Annotated in this window: 13 protein-coding genes; 6 read left to right on the top strand and 7 right to left on the bottom strand. The window is 73.1% G+C overall.

The window, feature by feature from the left end:
• Window positions 1-128: 128 nt before the first annotated feature.
• A complete protein-coding gene (locus BLASA_RS20945; protein ID WP_014378260.1) occupies window positions 129-1028 on the top strand; it encodes an ABC transporter substrate-binding protein in 900 nt (299 codons plus the stop codon).
• 122 nt (window positions 1029-1150) lie between these two features.
• On the opposite strand, the gene BLASA_RS20940 is transcribed toward BLASA_RS20945, so the two are convergent.
• From BLASA_RS20940 to BLASA_RS20930, 3 genes are all read right to left on the bottom strand, one after another.
• Complete coding sequence (locus BLASA_RS20940) at window positions 1151-2332, bottom strand: acyl-CoA dehydrogenase family protein (RefSeq protein WP_014378259.1); 1182 nt, start codon at window positions 2330-2332, stop codon at window positions 1151-1153.
• Window positions 2333-2483: 151 nt separating this feature from the next.
• Window positions 2484-3524 (bottom strand): YihY/virulence factor BrkB family protein, encoded by a 1041-nt coding sequence (locus BLASA_RS20935; protein WP_014378258.1) that lies wholly within the window; start codon window positions 3522-3524, stop codon window positions 2484-2486.
• Between the two features lie 107 nt (window positions 3525-3631).
• The gene (locus BLASA_RS20930; protein WP_231839507.1) at window positions 3632-5143 is read right to left on the bottom strand and encodes an MFS transporter; all 1512 of its coding nucleotides are present in this window, start codon (window positions 5141-5143) and stop codon (window positions 3632-3634) included.
• A gap of 203 nt (window positions 5144-5346) precedes the next feature.
• Between BLASA_RS20930 and BLASA_RS25285 the strand changes: the two genes are divergently transcribed.
• Window positions 5347-5508, top strand: a complete 162-nt coding sequence (locus tag BLASA_RS25285; RefSeq protein ID WP_166486616.1) for a hypothetical protein — start codon at window positions 5347-5349, stop codon at window positions 5506-5508.
• A 90-nt stretch (window positions 5509-5598) separates the two neighbouring features.
• On the opposite strand, the gene BLASA_RS20920 is transcribed toward BLASA_RS25285, so the two are convergent.
• From BLASA_RS20920 to BLASA_RS20910, 3 genes are all read right to left on the bottom strand, one after another.
• Entirely contained in the window at window positions 5599-7419 is a 1821-nt protein-coding gene (locus BLASA_RS20920) for an acyl-CoA dehydrogenase (RefSeq protein ID WP_041775884.1), read from the bottom strand.
• 135 nt (window positions 7420-7554) lie between these two features.
• Window positions 7555-9318 (bottom strand): MDR family MFS transporter, encoded by a 1764-nt coding sequence (locus BLASA_RS20915; protein ID WP_014378254.1) that lies wholly within the window; start codon window positions 9316-9318, stop codon window positions 7555-7557.
• Window positions 9315-9827: a MarR family winged helix-turn-helix transcriptional regulator gene (locus tag BLASA_RS20910; RefSeq protein ID WP_014378253.1), complete on the bottom strand. Its 513-nt coding sequence runs from the start codon at window positions 9825-9827 to the stop codon at window positions 9315-9317. The genes BLASA_RS20915 and BLASA_RS20910 overlap by 4 nt, the downstream gene beginning before the upstream one ends.
• A 206-nt stretch (window positions 9828-10033) precedes the next feature.
• Here BLASA_RS20910 and hrpA point away from each other — a divergent pair, with 206 nt between their 5' ends.
• Window positions 10034-14005 carry an ATP-dependent RNA helicase HrpA gene (hrpA, locus tag BLASA_RS20905; RefSeq protein WP_014378252.1) on the top strand — a complete coding sequence of 1324 codons (3972 nt, stop codon included), beginning with the start codon at window positions 10034-10036 and terminating at the stop codon, window positions 14003-14005.
• A 13-nt stretch (window positions 14006-14018) separates the two neighbouring features.
• Here the strand turns inward: hrpA and BLASA_RS20900 are convergent, their stop codons facing one another.
• Window positions 14019-14387, bottom strand: a complete 369-nt coding sequence (locus BLASA_RS20900) for a hypothetical protein (RefSeq protein ID WP_014378251.1) — start codon at window positions 14385-14387, stop codon at window positions 14019-14021.
• Window positions 14388-14599: 212 nt separating this feature from the next.
• Here BLASA_RS20900 and BLASA_RS20895 point away from each other — a divergent pair, with 212 nt between their 5' ends.
• From BLASA_RS20895 to BLASA_RS20890, 3 genes are all read left to right on the top strand, one after another.
• Window positions 14600-14989 carry an ATP-binding protein gene (locus tag BLASA_RS20895; RefSeq protein WP_014378250.1) on the top strand — a complete coding sequence of 130 codons (390 nt, stop codon included), beginning with the start codon at window positions 14600-14602 and terminating at the stop codon, window positions 14987-14989.
• 75 nt (window positions 14990-15064) lie between these two features.
• A complete protein-coding gene (locus BLASA_RS25280; protein WP_014378249.1) occupies window positions 15065-15229 on the top strand; it encodes a hypothetical protein in 165 nt (54 codons plus the stop codon).
• 93 nt (window positions 15230-15322) lie between these two features.
• Window positions 15323-16672, top strand: coding sequence for a cytochrome P450 (locus BLASA_RS20890; RefSeq protein ID WP_014378248.1), 1350 nt, complete (start codon window positions 15323-15325; stop codon window positions 16670-16672).
• Window positions 16673-16723: the final 51 nt, after the last annotated feature.

Genomic DNA, 16723 nt, shown 5'->3' with positions numbered 1-16723 from the left:
GTTCCACCCTCGCGCGGGCCGAAGCCATCCCTTTCGGCCCCGTTCGGCGCTACCGTGACCGCCTCCGCCGCCGGCCACCGTGCCGGGGGAGGAGCGAGCGGGGCCCGGGACAGCGGGAGGTGGGTGCCGTGCGCGCTGGCCGGGGCGTCGTCGCGGTCCTCCTGGCCCTCTGCGTGCTCACCGGCTGCGAGCGGGGATCGCCGTCCCCACCGGACCGGCCCGACACGATCCGGTTCGCCTCCTACGACTTCCCGGAGAACCAGACCCTCGTGGAGGTCTACGCCGAGGCCGTGCGCCGACGGGGGCTGCCGGTGTCGGTGCAGCACGGCATCGGCACCCGCGAGGTGGTGTCACCAGCACTGCAGCAAGGCGTGGTCGACGTCGTGGTCGACTACCTCGGCACGGCGCTCGCCTTCGCCCGTCCGCAGTTCCCCCGCCCGCCGGAGATGCCCGAGCAGATGCACGCCGTCCTCACCCGCACGATGGGCGGGCGCGGGGTCGACGTCCTCGCCGCCGCGGACGCCGAGGACCAGAACGGCTTCGCCGTCACCACCGATTTCGCGGCCGCCCACGATGTGCACCGGTTGTCCGACCTCACCGGTCTGGCCGGAGATCTGGCTTTCGGCGGTCCGCCGGAGTGCCCGGACCGGCCGTTCTGCCTGCTCGGTCTGGAGCAGGTCTACGGCGTGCGCTTCGGGGCGGTGACCAGCATGCCGTCACGGGCGGCCACGATCGAGGCGCTCCTGGCGGGGCAGATCCAGGTGGGCATGCTCGAGACCACCGACGCCCGGCTGGCGATCGCGCCGGTGGTCCTGCTGGCCGACGACCGCGGGTTGCAGCCCCGCGAGAACGTCGTGCCGATGGTGCGCTCGGAGGTGTTCGACCGGTGGGGCGAGCCGCTGCGGGAGGCCCTGGAGAGCACCAGCGCACGGCTGACCACGGCCGACCTCGTCGCGCTCAACCGCGCGGTCGAGCTGCAGGGGCGCACCCCGGCCGAGGCGGCCCGAGCGTGGTGGGACCGCCAGTAGCTCCGGGGCGGTCGTCGGACGATGCCGTCGGGCTGTCCCCGCAAGCGGAGGAGGTACCCCCATCCGCGCCCCGCTCCGCTCCTCGCTCGCTGGCGCTCGCTGCGACCCGCACGGGGCTGTCGTCAGACGATGGCGCTGGACCCCGTGACGCCGCGGCCGACGATCAGCGTGTTCACCTCGCGGGTGCCCTCGTAGCTGTAGATCGCCTCCGCGTCGGCGACGTAGCGGCCCACGTGGTTCTCCAGCAGGATCCCGTTCCCGCCCATCAGCTCGCGGGCCCAGCCGACGGTCTCGCGCATCCGCATGGTGCAGAACGCCTTCGCCAGCGACGCCTGCTCGTCGGTCATCCGGCCGGCCCCCTGCAGGTGCGACAGCCGCGCGCACATGGCCGCCGAGGCGGTGATGTTGCCCAGCATCCGGACCAGCAGGTCCTGCACGAGCTGGAACTCCACGATCGGCTGGCCGAACTGCCGGCGGCCCAGGGCGTAGCGGAGCGCGTGCTCGTACGCGCCGCGGGAGCAGCCCACCGCCGACCAGGCGACGCCGGCGCGGGTCATCCGCAGCACGTCGGCGGTCTCGCGGAAGCTGTGCGCCTCCTGCAGCCGGTTCTCCTCGGGCACCCGCACGCCCGCCAGGGTGATGTGCGCGTTCTGCACCACCCGGAGCGCGATCTTGTCCTCGAGGTTCACCGCGGTGAAGCCGGGCGTGCCCTGCTCGACGACGAAGCCGAGCACCCGCTCGGTGTCGACGTCCCGGGCCCAGATGATGACCAGGTCGGCGAAGGTGGCGTTGCCGATCCACTTCTTCTCGCCGTCCAGCACCCAGGAGTCGCCGTCCCGCCGGCACGTCGTCTGCAGGCCGCGGGCGACGTCGGAGCCGTGCTCGGGCTCGGTCAGCCCGAACGCCCCGATCAGCTCCATGCGGGCCATGGCCGGCAGCCAGCGCTCCTTCTGCTCCTCGGAGCCGCACAGGTAGATCGACCCCATGGCCAGGCCGCCGTGGACGCCCATGAACGTGGAGATCGAGGGGTCGCCCTTCGACAGCTCCATGGCGATCATCCCGTCGAGCAGCGGCGAGCGGCCCCGGCAGCCGTACCCCTGGATCGAGGTGCCGGCGATGCCCAGCTCGGCCATGGCCGGGATGAGGTGGTGCGGGAACTCCGCGCGCGTCCAGTACTCGTTGATGACCGGCTCGACCTGCTCGGCCATGAACGTGCGGACGCGGTGCAGCAGCGCCCGGTCGTCGTCGTCGAGCAGGGCCTCGAGGTCGTAGAAGTCCGACGTGATCGCCGACCGGTCGCTCATCGGGGGTACCGCCTCTGTGCCGGGGAACTGTGCCGGGCACCTACCCGGCGCATGACCGGGCAACCAGGGCGTGCAGGACCGGCCCCTCGGCATGACGGAACGGCCCCCTCCCGGATCCGAGAGGGGGCCGTTCTTGCGTCGTGCCGACGGCTCAGGTCGTCTGCTGCGGCTTCGGGTCGTCGCGGGCGTCGAGCTGGATCTCCTTGTCCGCCCTCGGGACGCCTTCCTTCAGCTCCTTCGTGCGCTCCATCTCGGCGTCCAGCTCGATGCCGAAGAGCAGGGCCAGGTTGATCAGCCAGAACCAGATCAGGAAGATCACCACGCCGGCCAGCGCGCCGTAGGTGGCGTTGTAGCTGCCGAAGTTGGCCACGTAGAAGGCGAACAGCGCCGAGGCGACCACCGCGACCAGGATCGCGACCCCCGCGCCCGGGCTGACCCACTTGAACCCGCGGAGCTTCACGTTCGGCGTCGAGTAGTACAGGACGGCGATCATCAGGGCCAGGATCACCAGGATGACCGGCCACTTGGCCCAGGTCCAGATGGTCAGGACGGTGTCGCCGAACCCGATGGCCTGCCCGATGGCGTCGACCACCGGGCCGCTGAGCACCAGCATCGCCACGAGCAGCGCGGCGAACAGGATGCCGATCAGGGTGATCAGCAGCTGCAGCGGCTTGAGCTTCCAGATCTTGCGGCCTTCCGGCGTCTCGTAGACGACGTTCGCCGCCCGGGTGAAGGCACCGACGTAGCCGGAGGCCGTCCACAGGGCACCGACGAGACCGAGCACGAGGGCGAAGCCCAGCGGCGCGCTCTGCCCGGCGATGTCCTCGATGACCGGGTTGAGCGTCTCCGCCGCGGACTGGGGCACCACCGCGGTCAACGCGTCGGTGAGCTGCTGGGGGGTGGTGAACAGGCCCACGATGGCCGCCAGCGCGGTCAGGGCGGGGAACAGCGCGAGCACGCCGTAGTAGGTCAGCGCCGCCGCCCAGTCGGTCAGGCCGTCCTCGCCGAACTCCTTGGCGGTGCGCTTGAGTGTGGCACCCGTGCCGGTGCCGGTGTCGGCGCCCGTGGGGGCCTTGTCGGCCCGCGTGCCGTTGACGACGTCGTCGTGCGGCGCGGGGTCGCCCTCGGCGCGGTTACCGGCGGAACGGGTGCCCGCCGTGCTGTGGCCGGACGAGCCGGTGGGTCGGGCCATGAAGAAGTCCTCCGGGAAGCGATGACGGTCGCATCTCCGATGCCCCGGACCGTCGCGATCCATGCCGGACCCGCCGGTAACGGTTCGGGCACCACCGGCGCCGGCGGTCAGCGGATGCCGGACACCGGCGACCACTCGCCGGCCCCGGCGGTCGCCCGCTCCACGTCGGCGAGCGGATCCCGCTGCCGGCCGCGGCCACCGCGCCGGTCGCCGCGCATGCCGAGCAGCGCCACCACGACGACGACCGCGGAGGCGCCGGCCCCGATCAGCGCGACCAGCGTGAAGGCGATGGCCCGCGGGAGCCCGGTGACCGGGTCGAGGCTGCCGGCGATGATCGTGACGGCCAGCGTGCTGCCCAGCGCCTGGCCCACCGAGCGGGCGATGGAGTTCACCGCGTTGGCCACGCCGGTCTCCTCCTCCTCGACGGCGTCGACGACGAGGGCGGGGAGCGCGGCGTAGGCCACCGTCACCGCCAGTTGCGTCAGCACACCGGCGAGGACGACCAGCCACGGCTCCTCCCGGAGGCCGGCCAGCACGCCGAATCCGGCGATCCCGGAGAGCGCCCCGGCGGCGAGGGTCGGCAATGCCCCGAAGTGGCCGACCACCCGCCCGGCGAAGGGCGCCACGACGATGCCGACGACGCCGCCGGGGAGCAGGTAGACGACCGCGGCCTCCAGCACCCCGGCCCCGAAGCCGTACCCGGTGATCCCGGGCGGCGACTGCACGTACTGGAGGATGGCGAGGAACGAGGCGAACAAGGCGACGCCGGTCATGAACCCGGCCACGTTCGGCACCACCGTGCGCCGGTCGGCGAGCATCGCCGGGCGCACCAGCGGCTGGGTGGTCCGCCGCTGCAGCAGCACCCAGCCGGCCAGCACGGCCACGGCTGCGGCCAGGCAGCCGACGGTGGCCGGCGACGCCCAGCCCCAGGCCGGGCCCTGGGAGAGCGGCAGGAGCAGCAGGACCAGCCCGGCGCCGAGCACGATCGCCCCCCACCAGTCGACCCGCCCGCTCCCGGTGACCCGGCGCGAGGGCAGCAGCCACGCGGTCAGCACCAGGGAGAGCAGCGCGACCGCGAGGCCGATCCAGAACGGGTGCCGGTAGTCGCCGCCGTCGCCGGTGAGCAGGCCGGTGGCGACCAGGCCGGCCACCCCGCCGACGGCCAGCGTGCTGCTGACCACCGACATCGCCACGCTCAGCCGGCCTTCGGGGAGCTCCCGCCGGAGCACGCTCATCGAGAGGGGGAACAGCCCGTACGACGCGCCCTGCAGCACCCGGGCGACGAGCAGCAGCGGCAGCGACGTCGTCACGATCGCCAGCAGCGTGCCCAGCGAGACGACCGCGAGGATGCCCAGGATGACCGGGCGCTCTCCCCTGAGGTCGCCGAGCCGGCCCAGGACCGGGGTGAGGACGGCGGCGGCGAGGAGGTTCGCCGTCAGCACCCACCCGGCCGCCCCGGCCGAGATGTCGAGCTGCTCCTCGATCCGCCCGAGCGACGGGACGACGAGGCTCTGCAGCAGCGACAGCGTGGTGACGCCCAGGGAGAGGGCCAGGACGAGCACCGCCGGGCGGGTGCCCGTGCCCGGCCGGGCCGTCGGCACGGCTGTGGGGTCGGACACCTGGAGATGAGACCACGGCGCCTCGGACACCGGGACGGCGCGGTTCCGTCGCCGACGGTGTGGTTCCGGTCACCCCCTCGTCGGGGTGACGTTACGGAATGGACGATTGGGACGGGGGAGTTCGGGGGACACAGTGCCCCGACGACGTGTTGCCCGCCCCTGACCCGGCGGTGAGTACCCGATGTACCGAGGAGAGCGACTTGATGATGGTGTGGCCGGTTGTGACCCTGCTGGGGTTCCTGCTCCTGACGGCCCTGGTCATCGCGATGGGGACGCAGTCCACCGCGCGTTACGAGCGGGAGAAGCGCGCCGCGAGCCGCGCCTCGGCCGGGCGGAAGAGCGCCCCTGAGGCCGCGCGAGCCTGACCCGCGCACCGGATGCGACAGCGCCCCGTCACTCCCTCGGAGTGACGGGGCGCTGCCATGTCGGCCCCCTCCCGGTAGGAGGGCCTTCTCTCAGAGCCAGGCGTCCTGGGTGTCGAGGACCGTGCGGTCCAGCGACTCGAGGAGGTCGAACTGGGCCCGTGTGCGGGGGAGCTCCCAGCGCCAGAAGTAGCGGGCCGCGGCGCGCTTGCCCTCGTGGAAGTCGCTGGTCCCGCTCTCGGCCGCCAGGGCCTGCTCCAGCCACAGCCAGCCGACGACCAGGTGGCCGGTCGCCTCCAGGTAGACGTGCGAGTTGGCCAGCGTGACGTCGGGGTCGCCGGCGCCCCACAGCGTCGCGGTGACCGAGCCCAGCCGGGCGACGGCGGCGTCGAGGTCCGCGGCGAAGCCGGCCCACTGGGTACCGGCCGCCCGTGCGGTGGTCGCGGCGATCGTCTCGCCGAGCAGCGCGAGCCCGGCTCCGCCCTTCATCGCCACCTTGCGGCCGAGCAGGTCGAGGGACTGGATGCCCTGGGTGCCCTCGTGGATGGGGTTGAGCCGGTTGTCCCGGTAGAACTGCTCCACCGGGTAGTCGCGGGTGTAGCCGTAGCCGCCGTGCACCTGGATGGCGAGGTCGTTCGCGGCCAGGCCCCACTGCGAGGGCCAGGCCTTCGCGATCGGCGTCAGCATCTCCAGCAAGAGGTGCGCTCTCGCTCTGTCCTCGGAGGCCTCCGCGGTCTGCTCGTCGTCGACCAGGCGCGCGCAGTACAGCCCGAGCGCCAGCCCGCCCTCCGCGTAGGACTTCGCGGCCAGCAGCATCCGCCGGACGTCGGTGTGCTCGACGATGGGCACCATCGGGGTGGGGACGTTCTTCGACGCCGCGGCCTTCCCGGCCGGCGGACGCCCCTGCGTGCGGGTGCGCGCGTACTCCAGCGCGTGGAGGTACCCGGTGTAGCCGAGCACGGTCGCGCCCATGCCGACGCCGATCCGTGCCTCGTTCATCATGTGGAACATGTAGGTGAGGCCGCGGTGCTGCTCGCCCACGAGGTAGCCGACCGCGCCGGCCTTCCCGCCGGGGGTGTGCACGCCCTCGCCGAAGTTCAGCAGGGTGTTCGTCGTCCCCCGGTAGCCCATCTTGTGGTTGAGCCCGGCCAGGACGACGTCGTTGCGCTCGCCCAGTGAGCCGTCGTCGTTCACCAGGAACTTGGGCACGATGAACAGCGAGATGCCCTTCACCCCGGGCGGACCACCGGGGATCTTGGCCAGTACGAGGTGGACGATGTTCTCCGTCAGCTCGTGGTCGCCGCCGGAGATCCACATCTTGTTGCCGGAGAGCCGGTAGGTGCCGTCGTCCTGCGGGACGGCCTTCGTCGTGATGTCGGCCAGCGACGAGCCGGCCTGCGGCTCCGACAGCGCCATGGTGCCGAACCAGCGGCCCTCGACCTCCGGCGCCACGTAGGTGTCGATCTGCTCCCGGCTGCCGTGGGCGAGCAGCAGGCGGGCGTTGCCCATGGTGAGGAACGGATAGGCCGACGTGCCCACGTTGGCCGCCTTGAACCAGGCGAACACGGCCTGGCCGACGACGTGCGGCAGCTGCATGCCGCCGAACTCCTCGTCGAACTCGCCGGCCATCAGGCCGGCCTCGGCGAAGACCTCCAGCGCCTTCGCCACCTCGGGGATGAGCTGCACCTTGCCGTCGACCATCCGCGGCTCGTTCTCGTCGGCCGTGCGGTTGTGCGGCGCGAAGTGCTCCGTGGCGATCTGCTCGGCCAGGTCGAGGACCGCGTCGAACGTCTCGCGCGAGTGCTCGGTGAACCGGGCCCGTTTGGTCAGGGACTCGACGTCGAGCCACTCGTTGAGCAGGAAGTCCAGATCACGGCGGGACAGGATCAGCGACGACGACGGCACGGTGCCCATTGTCGTCCTCCGGACGACACCGCGGCCAGGGAGGGTCCCCTGACGCGATGAGCCGCTGCGTCGCGCCTGCGCGGATCCCTCCGGGCCCACTCGGCACGACCGGGCACTCGCGTGGGCGTGGAGCGGTGGAGGGGGTCAGCGAGGGGTGTCGCCCGGGCGGCCCACCGGCGGCGGGACCGAGGTGGGCGCGGCTGCGCCGACGGCTTCGACGGCCTCCTCGGCCGGGTCGTACGGGTCGCTGGTCGCCGTCCCGGCCGCCTCGCCCTGCCGGGCCTGGATGCCCGACTTGGTGCTCAGTGCCAGCTGCGGCAGGAGCAGGAAGACGAAGAAGCCGATGGCCACGATGCCGGCGGCGATGAGGAATACCAGGTCGATCGAGTCGGAGAAGCCGACCTTGAACGGCTGCGCCAGGACGGCGGGCAGCTCCTGGATGAACGACGTGTCGTCCAGGGTCCCGCCGCTGCCGGCGCCGAGCTGCTCGAACCGCGGGGCGAGTTCCGGGTTCGCGCGCACGGAGTCCTCGACGGCGGCCCCGATGTCCCGCGGCAGCCGGGCGAACAGGATCGAGAGGAACGCCGCCGCCCCGATCGTCCCGCCCATCTGCCGGAAAAAGGTCACCGACGACGTCGCCACGCCCATCTCCCGCGGGGAGACGGCGTTCTGCACGGCGAGGATCACCGGCTGGAAGTTGAAGCCCAGCCCCAGGCCCAGCAGGACCATGAAGGGCACCAGCGCCCACACCGAGGTGTCCGCGCCGACGACGAACGACATCGAGACCAGCGCCACGACCATGAACGCGATGCCGACCAGCGGGAAGACCTTGTACCGGCCGGTCCTGGAGATGGCGATGCCCGAGCTCATCGCGCCGGTCATGATGCCCGCGACCAGCGGGATCATCTGCAGGCCCGCGACGGTGGCGCTGGAGCCCTGGACGATCTGCAGGTACTGCGGCAGGAGCAGCAGGCCGCCGAACATCCCGGCGCCCATGACGACGCTGCCGATCGCGCTCACGGCGAAGGTCCGGTTGCCGAACATCCGGAGGGGGAGCAGGGCGTCGTCCCGGTAGGCCCGCTCCGCGAGGACGAACAGGGCGAAGCCCGCGGCGCCGATCAGGTAGCAGGCGACCGAGCGGCCGTCGGTCCAGCCCCAGATGCGGCCCTGTTCGGCGACGACCAGCAGCGGCACGAGGAACGTGATCAGCGCCAGCGCGCCGGGCCAGTCGATCCGGTGATCGCGTCGTTCGTGCGGGAGGTGCAGGACGCGCGAGATGGCGACGAAGGCGAGCGCGCCGAGTGGCACGTTGATCCAGAAGATCCAGCGCCAGCCGTCCACCCCGAGGATGGACGACTGACCGGCCAGGAAGCCGCCGATGACCGGGCCCAGCACGCTGGAGGTGCCGAAGACCGCCATGAAGTAGCCCTGGTACCGCGAGCGCTCCCGCGGCGGGACGAGGTCGCCGATGATCGCCAGGGCCAGCGACATCAGGCCGCCGGCCCCGATGCCCTGCACGGCCCGGTACGCGGCGAGCTGGTACATCGAGTCGGCGATGCCGCACAGCGCCGAGCCGACGACGAAGATGGTGATCGCGAACAGGTAGAACGGCCGCCGGCCGTAGATGTCGGAGAGCTTCCCGTACAGCGGCGTCGAGATGGTCGAGGTGATGAGGAAGGCCGTCGTCGCCCAGGCCTGCAGGTCGTAGCCCTGCAGGTCGTCGGCGATCGTCCGGATCGCGGTGGAGACGACCGTCTGGTCCAGCGCGGCCAGGAACATCGCCACCATCAGGCCGGCCAGGATCGTGACGATCTGCCGGTGGGAGAAACCGCCTTCGGCGTCCGGGGCGGCGGCGGCGGCCCGGGCGTCGCGGCGGCCGGCCGCGGTCGTGCGGGCGGACTGGCTCATCGGTGCTCTCCGGCTGGGTGGGTGGTGCGTTCGGTGGGAGACGGGTCGGTGCTCCTCGGCAGACCGGCCGCGAGGTCGTCGAGCAGGCGGCCGAAGAGGGTGGTGAGCGTGGCGAGATCGACGGGATCCCAGTTCGCGGTCACCTGCTCCAGGTGTGCGGTGCGCTCGGCGCGGAGCGAGTCGAGGGCGGCGCGGCCGGCGTCGGTCACCACCAGGCGGTTCGCCCTTCCGTCGGACTCGTCGGCGACCCGCCGCACCAGCCCCTGCTCCACCAGTGCCGCGACGTGCCGGCTGACGGTGGAGGGGTCGGCGTGCACCAGCTCGGCGAGCGTGCCCTGCCGGATCGGCCCCTGGCGCACCAGCGGGTGGAGCAGCACGAGGGCGGCACGGTCGCGGACCTCGGGGCCGCTGGGCTGGCTCTTCAGCGCCTGGACCAGGCGCATGAACCGCGGCAGCTGCTCGGAGAGCGTGGCGACCTCGGCGAGCCGGTCGGCCCGGGGGTGATGCATGGGACTCCAGGGACGAGGGAACGCGTGCACCGTACAACCCGTTGCAGTTGGCAAGCAAGAAGGTGCAGTGCGCACAGACTGTGATCCGTCCCATGCATGCCCGGGTGCCGGCCCGGCAGTGCGATCCTTGGGTGCGAGGTCCCGGCCCGACCGGACGACGCCCGCCCGATACCCGTGTCCACCCCGAGAGGAACGCGAGCCCGCCCGTGAGTGCACCGCCGGAACCCCTCCGGGCGCGCGACGATCTCCGGGAGCGCCTCACCGGGCTGACCCTCGCCGACGAGCACCGCCTCCGCCGGCGGCTCGACGGCCTGCGGCGGACCCGCGATCCGCAGGCGCGGGAGCGCCAGCGCGAGCGCCTGGCTGCCGACGTCGGGGCCGCGGAGGCCCGCATCGCGCGCCGCCGCGCCGCCGTCCCGGAGATCAGCTACCCCCAGGAGCTGCCGGTCAGCGCCCGGCGGGACGACATCGCCGCCGCGCTGCGCGACGCCCAGGTGGTCGTCGTGGCCGGCGAGACGGGGTCGGGCAAGACGACGCAGCTGCCGAAGATCGCCCTCGAGCTCGGTCGCGGTGTGCGCGGTCGCATCGGGCACACCCAGCCGCGCCGGATCGCCGCGCGCAGCGTCGCCGAACGGATCGCCGAGGAGCTGGAGACCCCGCTGGGCGAGGCCGTCGGCTACAAGATGCGCTTCAACGACCAGGTCTCCGACTCGACGCTGGTCAAGCTCATGACCGACGGCGTGCTGCTGGCCGAGATCGCGCACGACCGCCTGCTGCGCCAGTACGACACGATCATCCTCGACGAGGCGCACGAGCGGAGCCTCAACATCGACTTCCTGCTGGGCTACCTCGCCCAGCTGCTGCCGAAGCGGCCCGACCTGAAGCTGGTCATCACCTCGGCGACGATCGACGTGGAGCGGGTGGCCGCACACTTCTCGGGCGCCCCGGTCGTGGCGGTGAGCGGGCGGACGTACCCGGTCGAGGTCCGCTACCGCCCGGTGGTCGACCCCGACGACGAGGACGCCGACCCCGACCGCGACCAGGTCAGCGCGATCCTCGACGCCGTCGACGAGCTGGTCGCCGAGGGGCCGGGCGACATCCTGGTGTTCCTCGCCGGTGAGCGGGAGATCCGCGACACCCAGGACGCGCTCACCGAGCGGGCGCTGCCCAGCACCGAGATCGTGCCGCTCTACTCCCGGTTGTCGGCCGCCGACCAGCACAAGGTCTTCGCCCCGCACAGCGGGCGCCGGATCGTGCTGTCCACCAACGTCGCCGAGACCTCGCTCACCGTGCCGGGCATCCGGTACGTGATCGACCCCGGCACCGCCCGCATCTCCCGGTACAGCCATCGGACCAAGGTCCAGCGGCTGCCGATCGAGCCGGTCAGCCAGGCCTCGGCCCGGCAGCGGTCGGGCCGGTGCGGGCGGCTGGGCCCGGGCATCGCCGTCCGCCTCTACACCGAGGCCGACTTCGAGTCCCGCCCCGAGTTCACCGATCCCGAGATCCTGCGCACGAACCTCGCCTCGGTGCTGCTGCAGATGGCCGCGCTGGACCTGGGCGCCGTCGAGGACTTCCCGTTCGTCGACCCGCCCGACCGGCGGGCGATCGCCGACGGCATGGCCCTGCTCGAGGAGCTGCACGCGCTCGACGAGCACGGAAGGCTGACGCCGACCGGCCGCTCGCTGGCCGCCCTGCCGCTGGACCCCCGGATGGCGCGCATGGTGGTCGAGGCGAACGAACGCGGGGTGCTCGACGAGGTCCTCGTCATCGCCGCCGGCCTCACCATCCAGGACCCGCGCGAGCGGCCGACGGAACACCAGCAGGCCGCCGACCAGATGCACGCGCGGTTCGCCGACGAGAACTCGGACTTCCTCGCGCTGCTCAACCTCTGGCGCTACCTGGGCGAGCAGCAGGAGGCGCTGTCCGGCAACCAGTTCCGCCGCACGGTGAAGCGGGAGTTCCTGCACTACCTGCGCATCCGCGAGTGGCAGGACCTGCACGGCCAGCTGCGTGGCACCGCCCGGCGCCTGGGGATGACCGTGGGGGAACCGGCGGCCGAGCCCGACGAGAAGGGCGTCCACGCTGCCCTGCTGGCCGGCCTGCTCAGCCACGTCGGGCTGCAGATGGAGCTTGGCCAGGGGCGGCGGGGCGGGCAGGAAGCACAGCGTGACAAGCGGCCGAGCCGTGAGTACCTGGGCACCCGGAACACCCGCTTCGTGATCGCGCCCGGCACCCCGCTGGCGAAGAAGCCGCCGCGCTGGGTGGTGGCCGCGGAGCTGGTCGAGACCAGCCGGCTGTTCGCCCGGACGGTCGCCCGGATCGACCCGGAGACGGTCGAGAAGCTCGCCGAGCACCTGGTCAAGCGCCAGCACTCCGAGCCCCGCTGGGACGCCAAGCGCGGTTCCGTCGTCGCCACCGAGCGGGTCACCCTCTACGGGCTCCCGCTGGTCGTGGGACGACGGGTCCAGTACGGGGCGATCGACCCGGTCGTCTCCCGGGAGCTGTTCATCCGGCACGCGCTCGTGCACGGGGAGTGGACCACCCACCACCGGTTCTGGACGGAGAACCAGCGGGCGATCGAGCGGGTCGCCGCGCTGGAGGAGCGGGCGCGGCGTCGTGACATCGCCGTCGACGACGAGACGCTGTTCGAGCTCTACGACGGCCGCATCCCCGCCGACGTCGTCTCCACCCGGCACTTCGACCGCTGGTGGAAGCGGGCCCGGCACGAGCAGCCGGACCTGCTCACGTTCACCCCCGAGATGCTCGCCAACGCCGCGGTGGCCGCCGGGGTGCGCCCTGAGGACTATCCCGACGAGGTGCCCCTGACGCAGGGGCTCACCCTGCCGCTGTCCTACGCGTTCTCCCCGGGCGCTCCGGAGGACGGGGTGACCGTCGACGTCCCCCTCGGCGTGCTGGACACGGTGGTGGGCGCGACGTCCGGGGAGTCCCTGGCGTTCACGGTCCCCGGACTGCGCGAGGAGCTGGTGACCGCGCTGCTGCGCACGCTGCCCAAGCAGCTGCGCCGTGCGCTCGTCCCCATCCCGGACCGGGTGCGCGAGGTCCTGCCGCGGATCGCTCCCGGAGAGTCGCTGCTGCCGGCCCTGGAACGGGAACTGCGCCGCGCGGCCGGCGTGGTGATCCCGCCGGACGCCTGGCAACCCGGGCAGGTGCCCGACCACCTGCGGGCGACCTTCCGGGTGCTCGACGACCAGCAGCGGCCGCTGGCCACCGGGAAGGACCTGGCGGCGCTCAAGGCGCAGGTCGCGCCCCAGGCCCGGGCGAGCCTGGCCCGGGCCTCCTCGGAGCTGGAGCGGACCGGCCTGACCAGCTGGGACGTCGGCACGCTGCCCCGCACCGTGGAGGTGCGCCGCGGCGCGCACGTGGTGACCGCCCATCCGGCGCTGGTCGACGAGGGGGCCACCGTCGGCGTCCGCGTCGTGCCGACCGAGGCCGAGGCGACCCGGCTGTCCTGGCGGGGGACCCGGCGGCTGCTGGTGCTGGTCGCCGGCTCGCCGGCCAAGCAGGTGGTCAAGGGCCTCGGGCCGGGCACCCGGCTGGCGCTGCAGTTCAACCCGGACGGCGAGATCCCCGACCTGGTCGCCGATTGCGTGGACGCCGCCGCCGACGAGCTGATCGCCGCCGCCGGTGGGCCGCCGCGCGATCCGGACGCCTTCGCCGCACTGGTGGCGACGGCGAAGCAGCAGCTGCCCCCGCTCACCGCCGACACCGTGCGCCGCGTCGAGGCGGTGCTCACCCAGGCGCGGGAGGTGGCGGTCGCGATCGGTGCCGCGCCGGCCCGCCGGGTGCCGGAGGCCGCCGTCGCGGATCTGCGCCGGCAGATGACGGGGCTGCTGCACCGCGGGTTCGTGGCCGCGACCGGGCGGCGGCGGCTGCCCGACGTCGTCCGGTACCTGCGGGCGATGGTCCACCGGCTGGAGAAGCTGCCCGCGAACGCCGCCCGCGACGAGCTCTGGATGCAACAGGTCGCCGCGGTGGCCGCCGAGTACGAGCAGCTGCGCCGTCAGGTGCCCTCGACCGGGGCGCCCGACGACCCGGTGACCCGGGTGCGCTGGATGGTCGAGGAGCTCCGGGTGGGGCTGTTCGCCCAGATCGTAGGCACCCCACGGCCGGTCTCCGAGCAGCGGATCCACAAGGCGATCGACGCGCTGCTGATGTGAACCCGGACGGGGCTCAGCCGGTCGCGGTGGTCCCGTTCTCCTTCAGCAGGGCGGAGATCCGCTGACGTGTCACGCCGAAGAGCACCGCGATCCGGTTGATGCTGATCTTCTCGCGCTGCAGGGCGGCGGCCTCCTCGCGGCGCCAGGTGTGCCCGGCACCGGCGAGGGACGCCAGCACGGTGGAGATGCTCTCGACCACGAGGGGGCGGGACTCCTCGGTGACCAGTTCGAGCCAGGCTTTCCCCGCGCGCCGGTCGGCCAGCAGGTGCTCGGCCCGCACGCGTGCCCGGCGCAACTCCTCCGCGGAGTCGTCGATGCAGCTGATCAGCTCCTCGAGGGCGCGGACGGCGGCGTCGCCGTCCGCGGGCACCGGGGCGGTCATGGTGTTCCTTCCGGCGGTCGATGAGCGGACCGCCGCACTGTAGCGCAACGTCCCTTGCATGCAACAGGCATGTCATGCAATGGGGGTTGCACACCCGGTGGTCGCCATGGATAGTTGCGCGCAACGCATCCAGCCCATCGCCCTACCTGCCGATGACGGAGGTACCGGGCATCAATGTCGCCTCCCGCTTCGCCGGCAGAAGGGAACACCCCATGTCCACCCTCACCGCCAGCATGGACCTGCCGCCGGTCGCCGCGAGCGTTCCGGTGGCCCGCCGGCTGGTGCGCCAGCTGCTGCAGGTGTGGGGTGTCCGGCAGGATCGCGACGACGCGGCCCTGCTGGTGACCGAGCTGGTCGCCAACGTGGTCGACCACGTGGGCGGCAGCGCCTGCCTCACCCTGGAGGCGACCTTCTCCGACGACTGGCTGCGGCTGGCCGTCGTCGACTGCTCGCCGGCCCGCCCCGCCGTCCAGGAACTGGACGCGGAACGAGCCCGCGGCCGGGGGATGCTGATGGTCCAGATGCTCGCCGACCGCTGGGGGTGCGAGGACCACCGCGGTGGCAAGCGGGTGTGGTTCGAACTGCGGACGCCCCGGCTGTGACGCAGCGGCTGGTTTGCGCCGGTGCCCGATCGGGGACCGCCGAAGAGGAAGCCAGCCGAACGAAGGGACTGCGCGATGAGCGAGCCGAACACCCACGCAGCCGGTGGGGACGTCTCCGACGAGGAGATGATCGAGACCGTCGCCGGCCAGACGGACAGCGCCTCGGAGAACGCCGACGTCGCCGGCAAGGACTGGGACGGCGACCCGGCTGCCGCTCCCGCCCCCAGCGACGAGGCCTGAGCGCTCCAGCAGCCGACGCACCGCCCCCCGACCCGCTCCGGGCCGGGGGCGGTGCCATGCTGAGGGGCGGATCAGGGCTGACAGACTGCCGTGATGAGCGCCACAGCGCAGGCCGGGCAGATCCTCCCCTCGGTGGGGCCGGCGTCGCTGGCCCGGCCGGCGCGGACCGCCGTGCGCTGGGCCGTCCGGCACGGGCTGCCGGCGGTCTACCTCTCGCGTAGCGCCCGGCGGGGCGACCTGGTCGGCCGGTTGATGCGGGACCGGGTCCTGCGCGAGCAGCCCTACGAGCTCTACGAGGAGCTGCGCGCCCGCGGGCCCCTCTCGGGCAGCAGCCTGGGCCTGGTCACGACATCGTACCCGGTCGCCCAGGAGATCCTGCGCAGCGACCGCTTCGGCGTCGGCTGGGACCGGGCCGGCGCCCCGCGGCTGATCCGGTGGGCGCTGGCGTTCGGCGACGACCCCTCCGCCGCCGGCGTCGCGGAGCCGCCGTCCATGCTCGTCGTCGACCCGCCCGACCACACGCGCTTCCGCCGGCTGGTCAGCCGGGCCTTCACCCCGCGGGCGACGGCGGCGTTCGAACCGGCCATCCGGAGCACGGCCGAGCGGCTGCTCGACGACCTCGAGCGCCGCGGCGGCACCGTCGACCTGGTGGCGGCCTACGCCGCCCAGCTGCCCGTGCTGGTCATCGCCGAGCTGCTGGGGGTGCCGACGGAGCGCCGCGAGGACTTCCTCCGCTGGGGCGCGGCAGCGGCGGCCACGCTGGACCCGGGGCTGCCGCTGCGCCGCTACCTCGCCGCCGAGAAGGCGCTGCGGGCCATGCACGCATTCCTCGGGGAGCACTTCGAGCGACTGCGCCGGGATCCCGGTGACGACCTGGTCAGCCGGCTGGTCACGCTGCCGCCGGACGAGGCGCTCACCGAGCGCGAGCTGCATGCCACGGTGCTCCTGCTGCTCGGCGCCGGCTTCGAGACGACGGTGAACCTGCTGGGGAACGCCGTCGTCCTGCTCGACGCCCACCGCGACCAGTGGGAGGCCCTGCGGGCCAGCCCCGCCGGCTGGGACACCGCCGTCGAGGAGGTGCTGCGGCTGGACAGCCCGGTGCAGCTGACCGGCCGGTCCGCCCGGGCCGACGTCGAGCTGGCCGGGCGCACCGTCGCCGCGGGTACCCGGGTCACCCTGCTGCTGGGGGCGGCGAACCGGGACCCCGACGTCTTTCCGGAGCCGGCGCGGTTCGACGTCGCCCGGGCCAACGCCCGCGAGCACCTGGCCTTCTCCGGGGGCATCCACTACTGCGTCGGCGCCGGGCTGGCCCGACTCGAGGGCGCCATCGGGCTGCAGGCGCTGAGCGAGCGCTTCCCCGGGCTGCGGGTGGCTGGCCGGCCGGTGCGCCGGAACCTGCAGACTCTCCGAGGCTTCGAGCACCTCCCGGTCGCCCTCTGCTGAGGCCGTCGACCGCCCCTCCGGCTGATTCCAGGCGGCCCGATATGGCCGGCA

This window comes from Blastococcus saxobsidens DD2 (genome assembly GCF_000284015.1).
Taxonomy (GTDB): domain Bacteria; phylum Actinomycetota; class Actinomycetes; order Mycobacteriales; family Geodermatophilaceae; genus Blastococcus; species Blastococcus saxobsidens_A.
The sequence above is the reverse complement of the archived record's forward strand: the minus strand, read 5'-3'. Positions and strand labels throughout refer to the sequence as shown.

Excerpts from the sequence above, each read along its gene's own strand:
- BLASA_RS20890 (WP_014378248.1), top strand. The coding sequence starts at position 15,323 with ATGAGCGCCACAGCGCAGGCCGGGCAGATCCTCCCCTCGGTGGGGCCG.
- BLASA_RS20915 (WP_014378254.1), bottom strand. The coding sequence starts at position 9,318 with ATGAGCCAGTCCGCCCGCACGACCGCGGCCGGCCGCCGCGACGCCCGG.
- BLASA_RS20940 (WP_014378259.1), bottom strand. The coding sequence starts at position 2,332 with ATGAGCGACCGGTCGGCGATCACGTCGGACTTCTACGACCTCGAGGCC.
- BLASA_RS20900 (WP_014378251.1), bottom strand. The coding sequence starts at position 14,387 with ATGACCGCCCCGGTGCCCGCGGACGGCGACGCCGCCGTCCGCGCCCTC.
- BLASA_RS20910 (WP_014378253.1), bottom strand. The coding sequence starts at position 9,827 with ATGCATCACCCCCGGGCCGACCGGCTCGCCGAGGTCGCCACGCTCTCC.
- BLASA_RS20895 (WP_014378250.1), top strand. The coding sequence starts at position 14,600 with ATGTCCACCCTCACCGCCAGCATGGACCTGCCGCCGGTCGCCGCGAGC.
- BLASA_RS25285 (WP_166486616.1), top strand. The coding sequence starts at position 5,347 with ATGATGGTGTGGCCGGTTGTGACCCTGCTGGGGTTCCTGCTCCTGACG.
- BLASA_RS20920 (WP_041775884.1), bottom strand. The coding sequence starts at position 7,419 with ATGGGCACCGTGCCGTCGTCGTCGCTGATCCTGTCCCGCCGTGATCTG.
- BLASA_RS20935 (WP_014378258.1), bottom strand. The coding sequence starts at position 3,524 with ATGGCCCGACCCACCGGCTCGTCCGGCCACAGCACGGCGGGCACCCGT.
- BLASA_RS25280 (WP_014378249.1), top strand. The coding sequence starts at position 15,065 with ATGAGCGAGCCGAACACCCACGCAGCCGGTGGGGACGTCTCCGACGAG.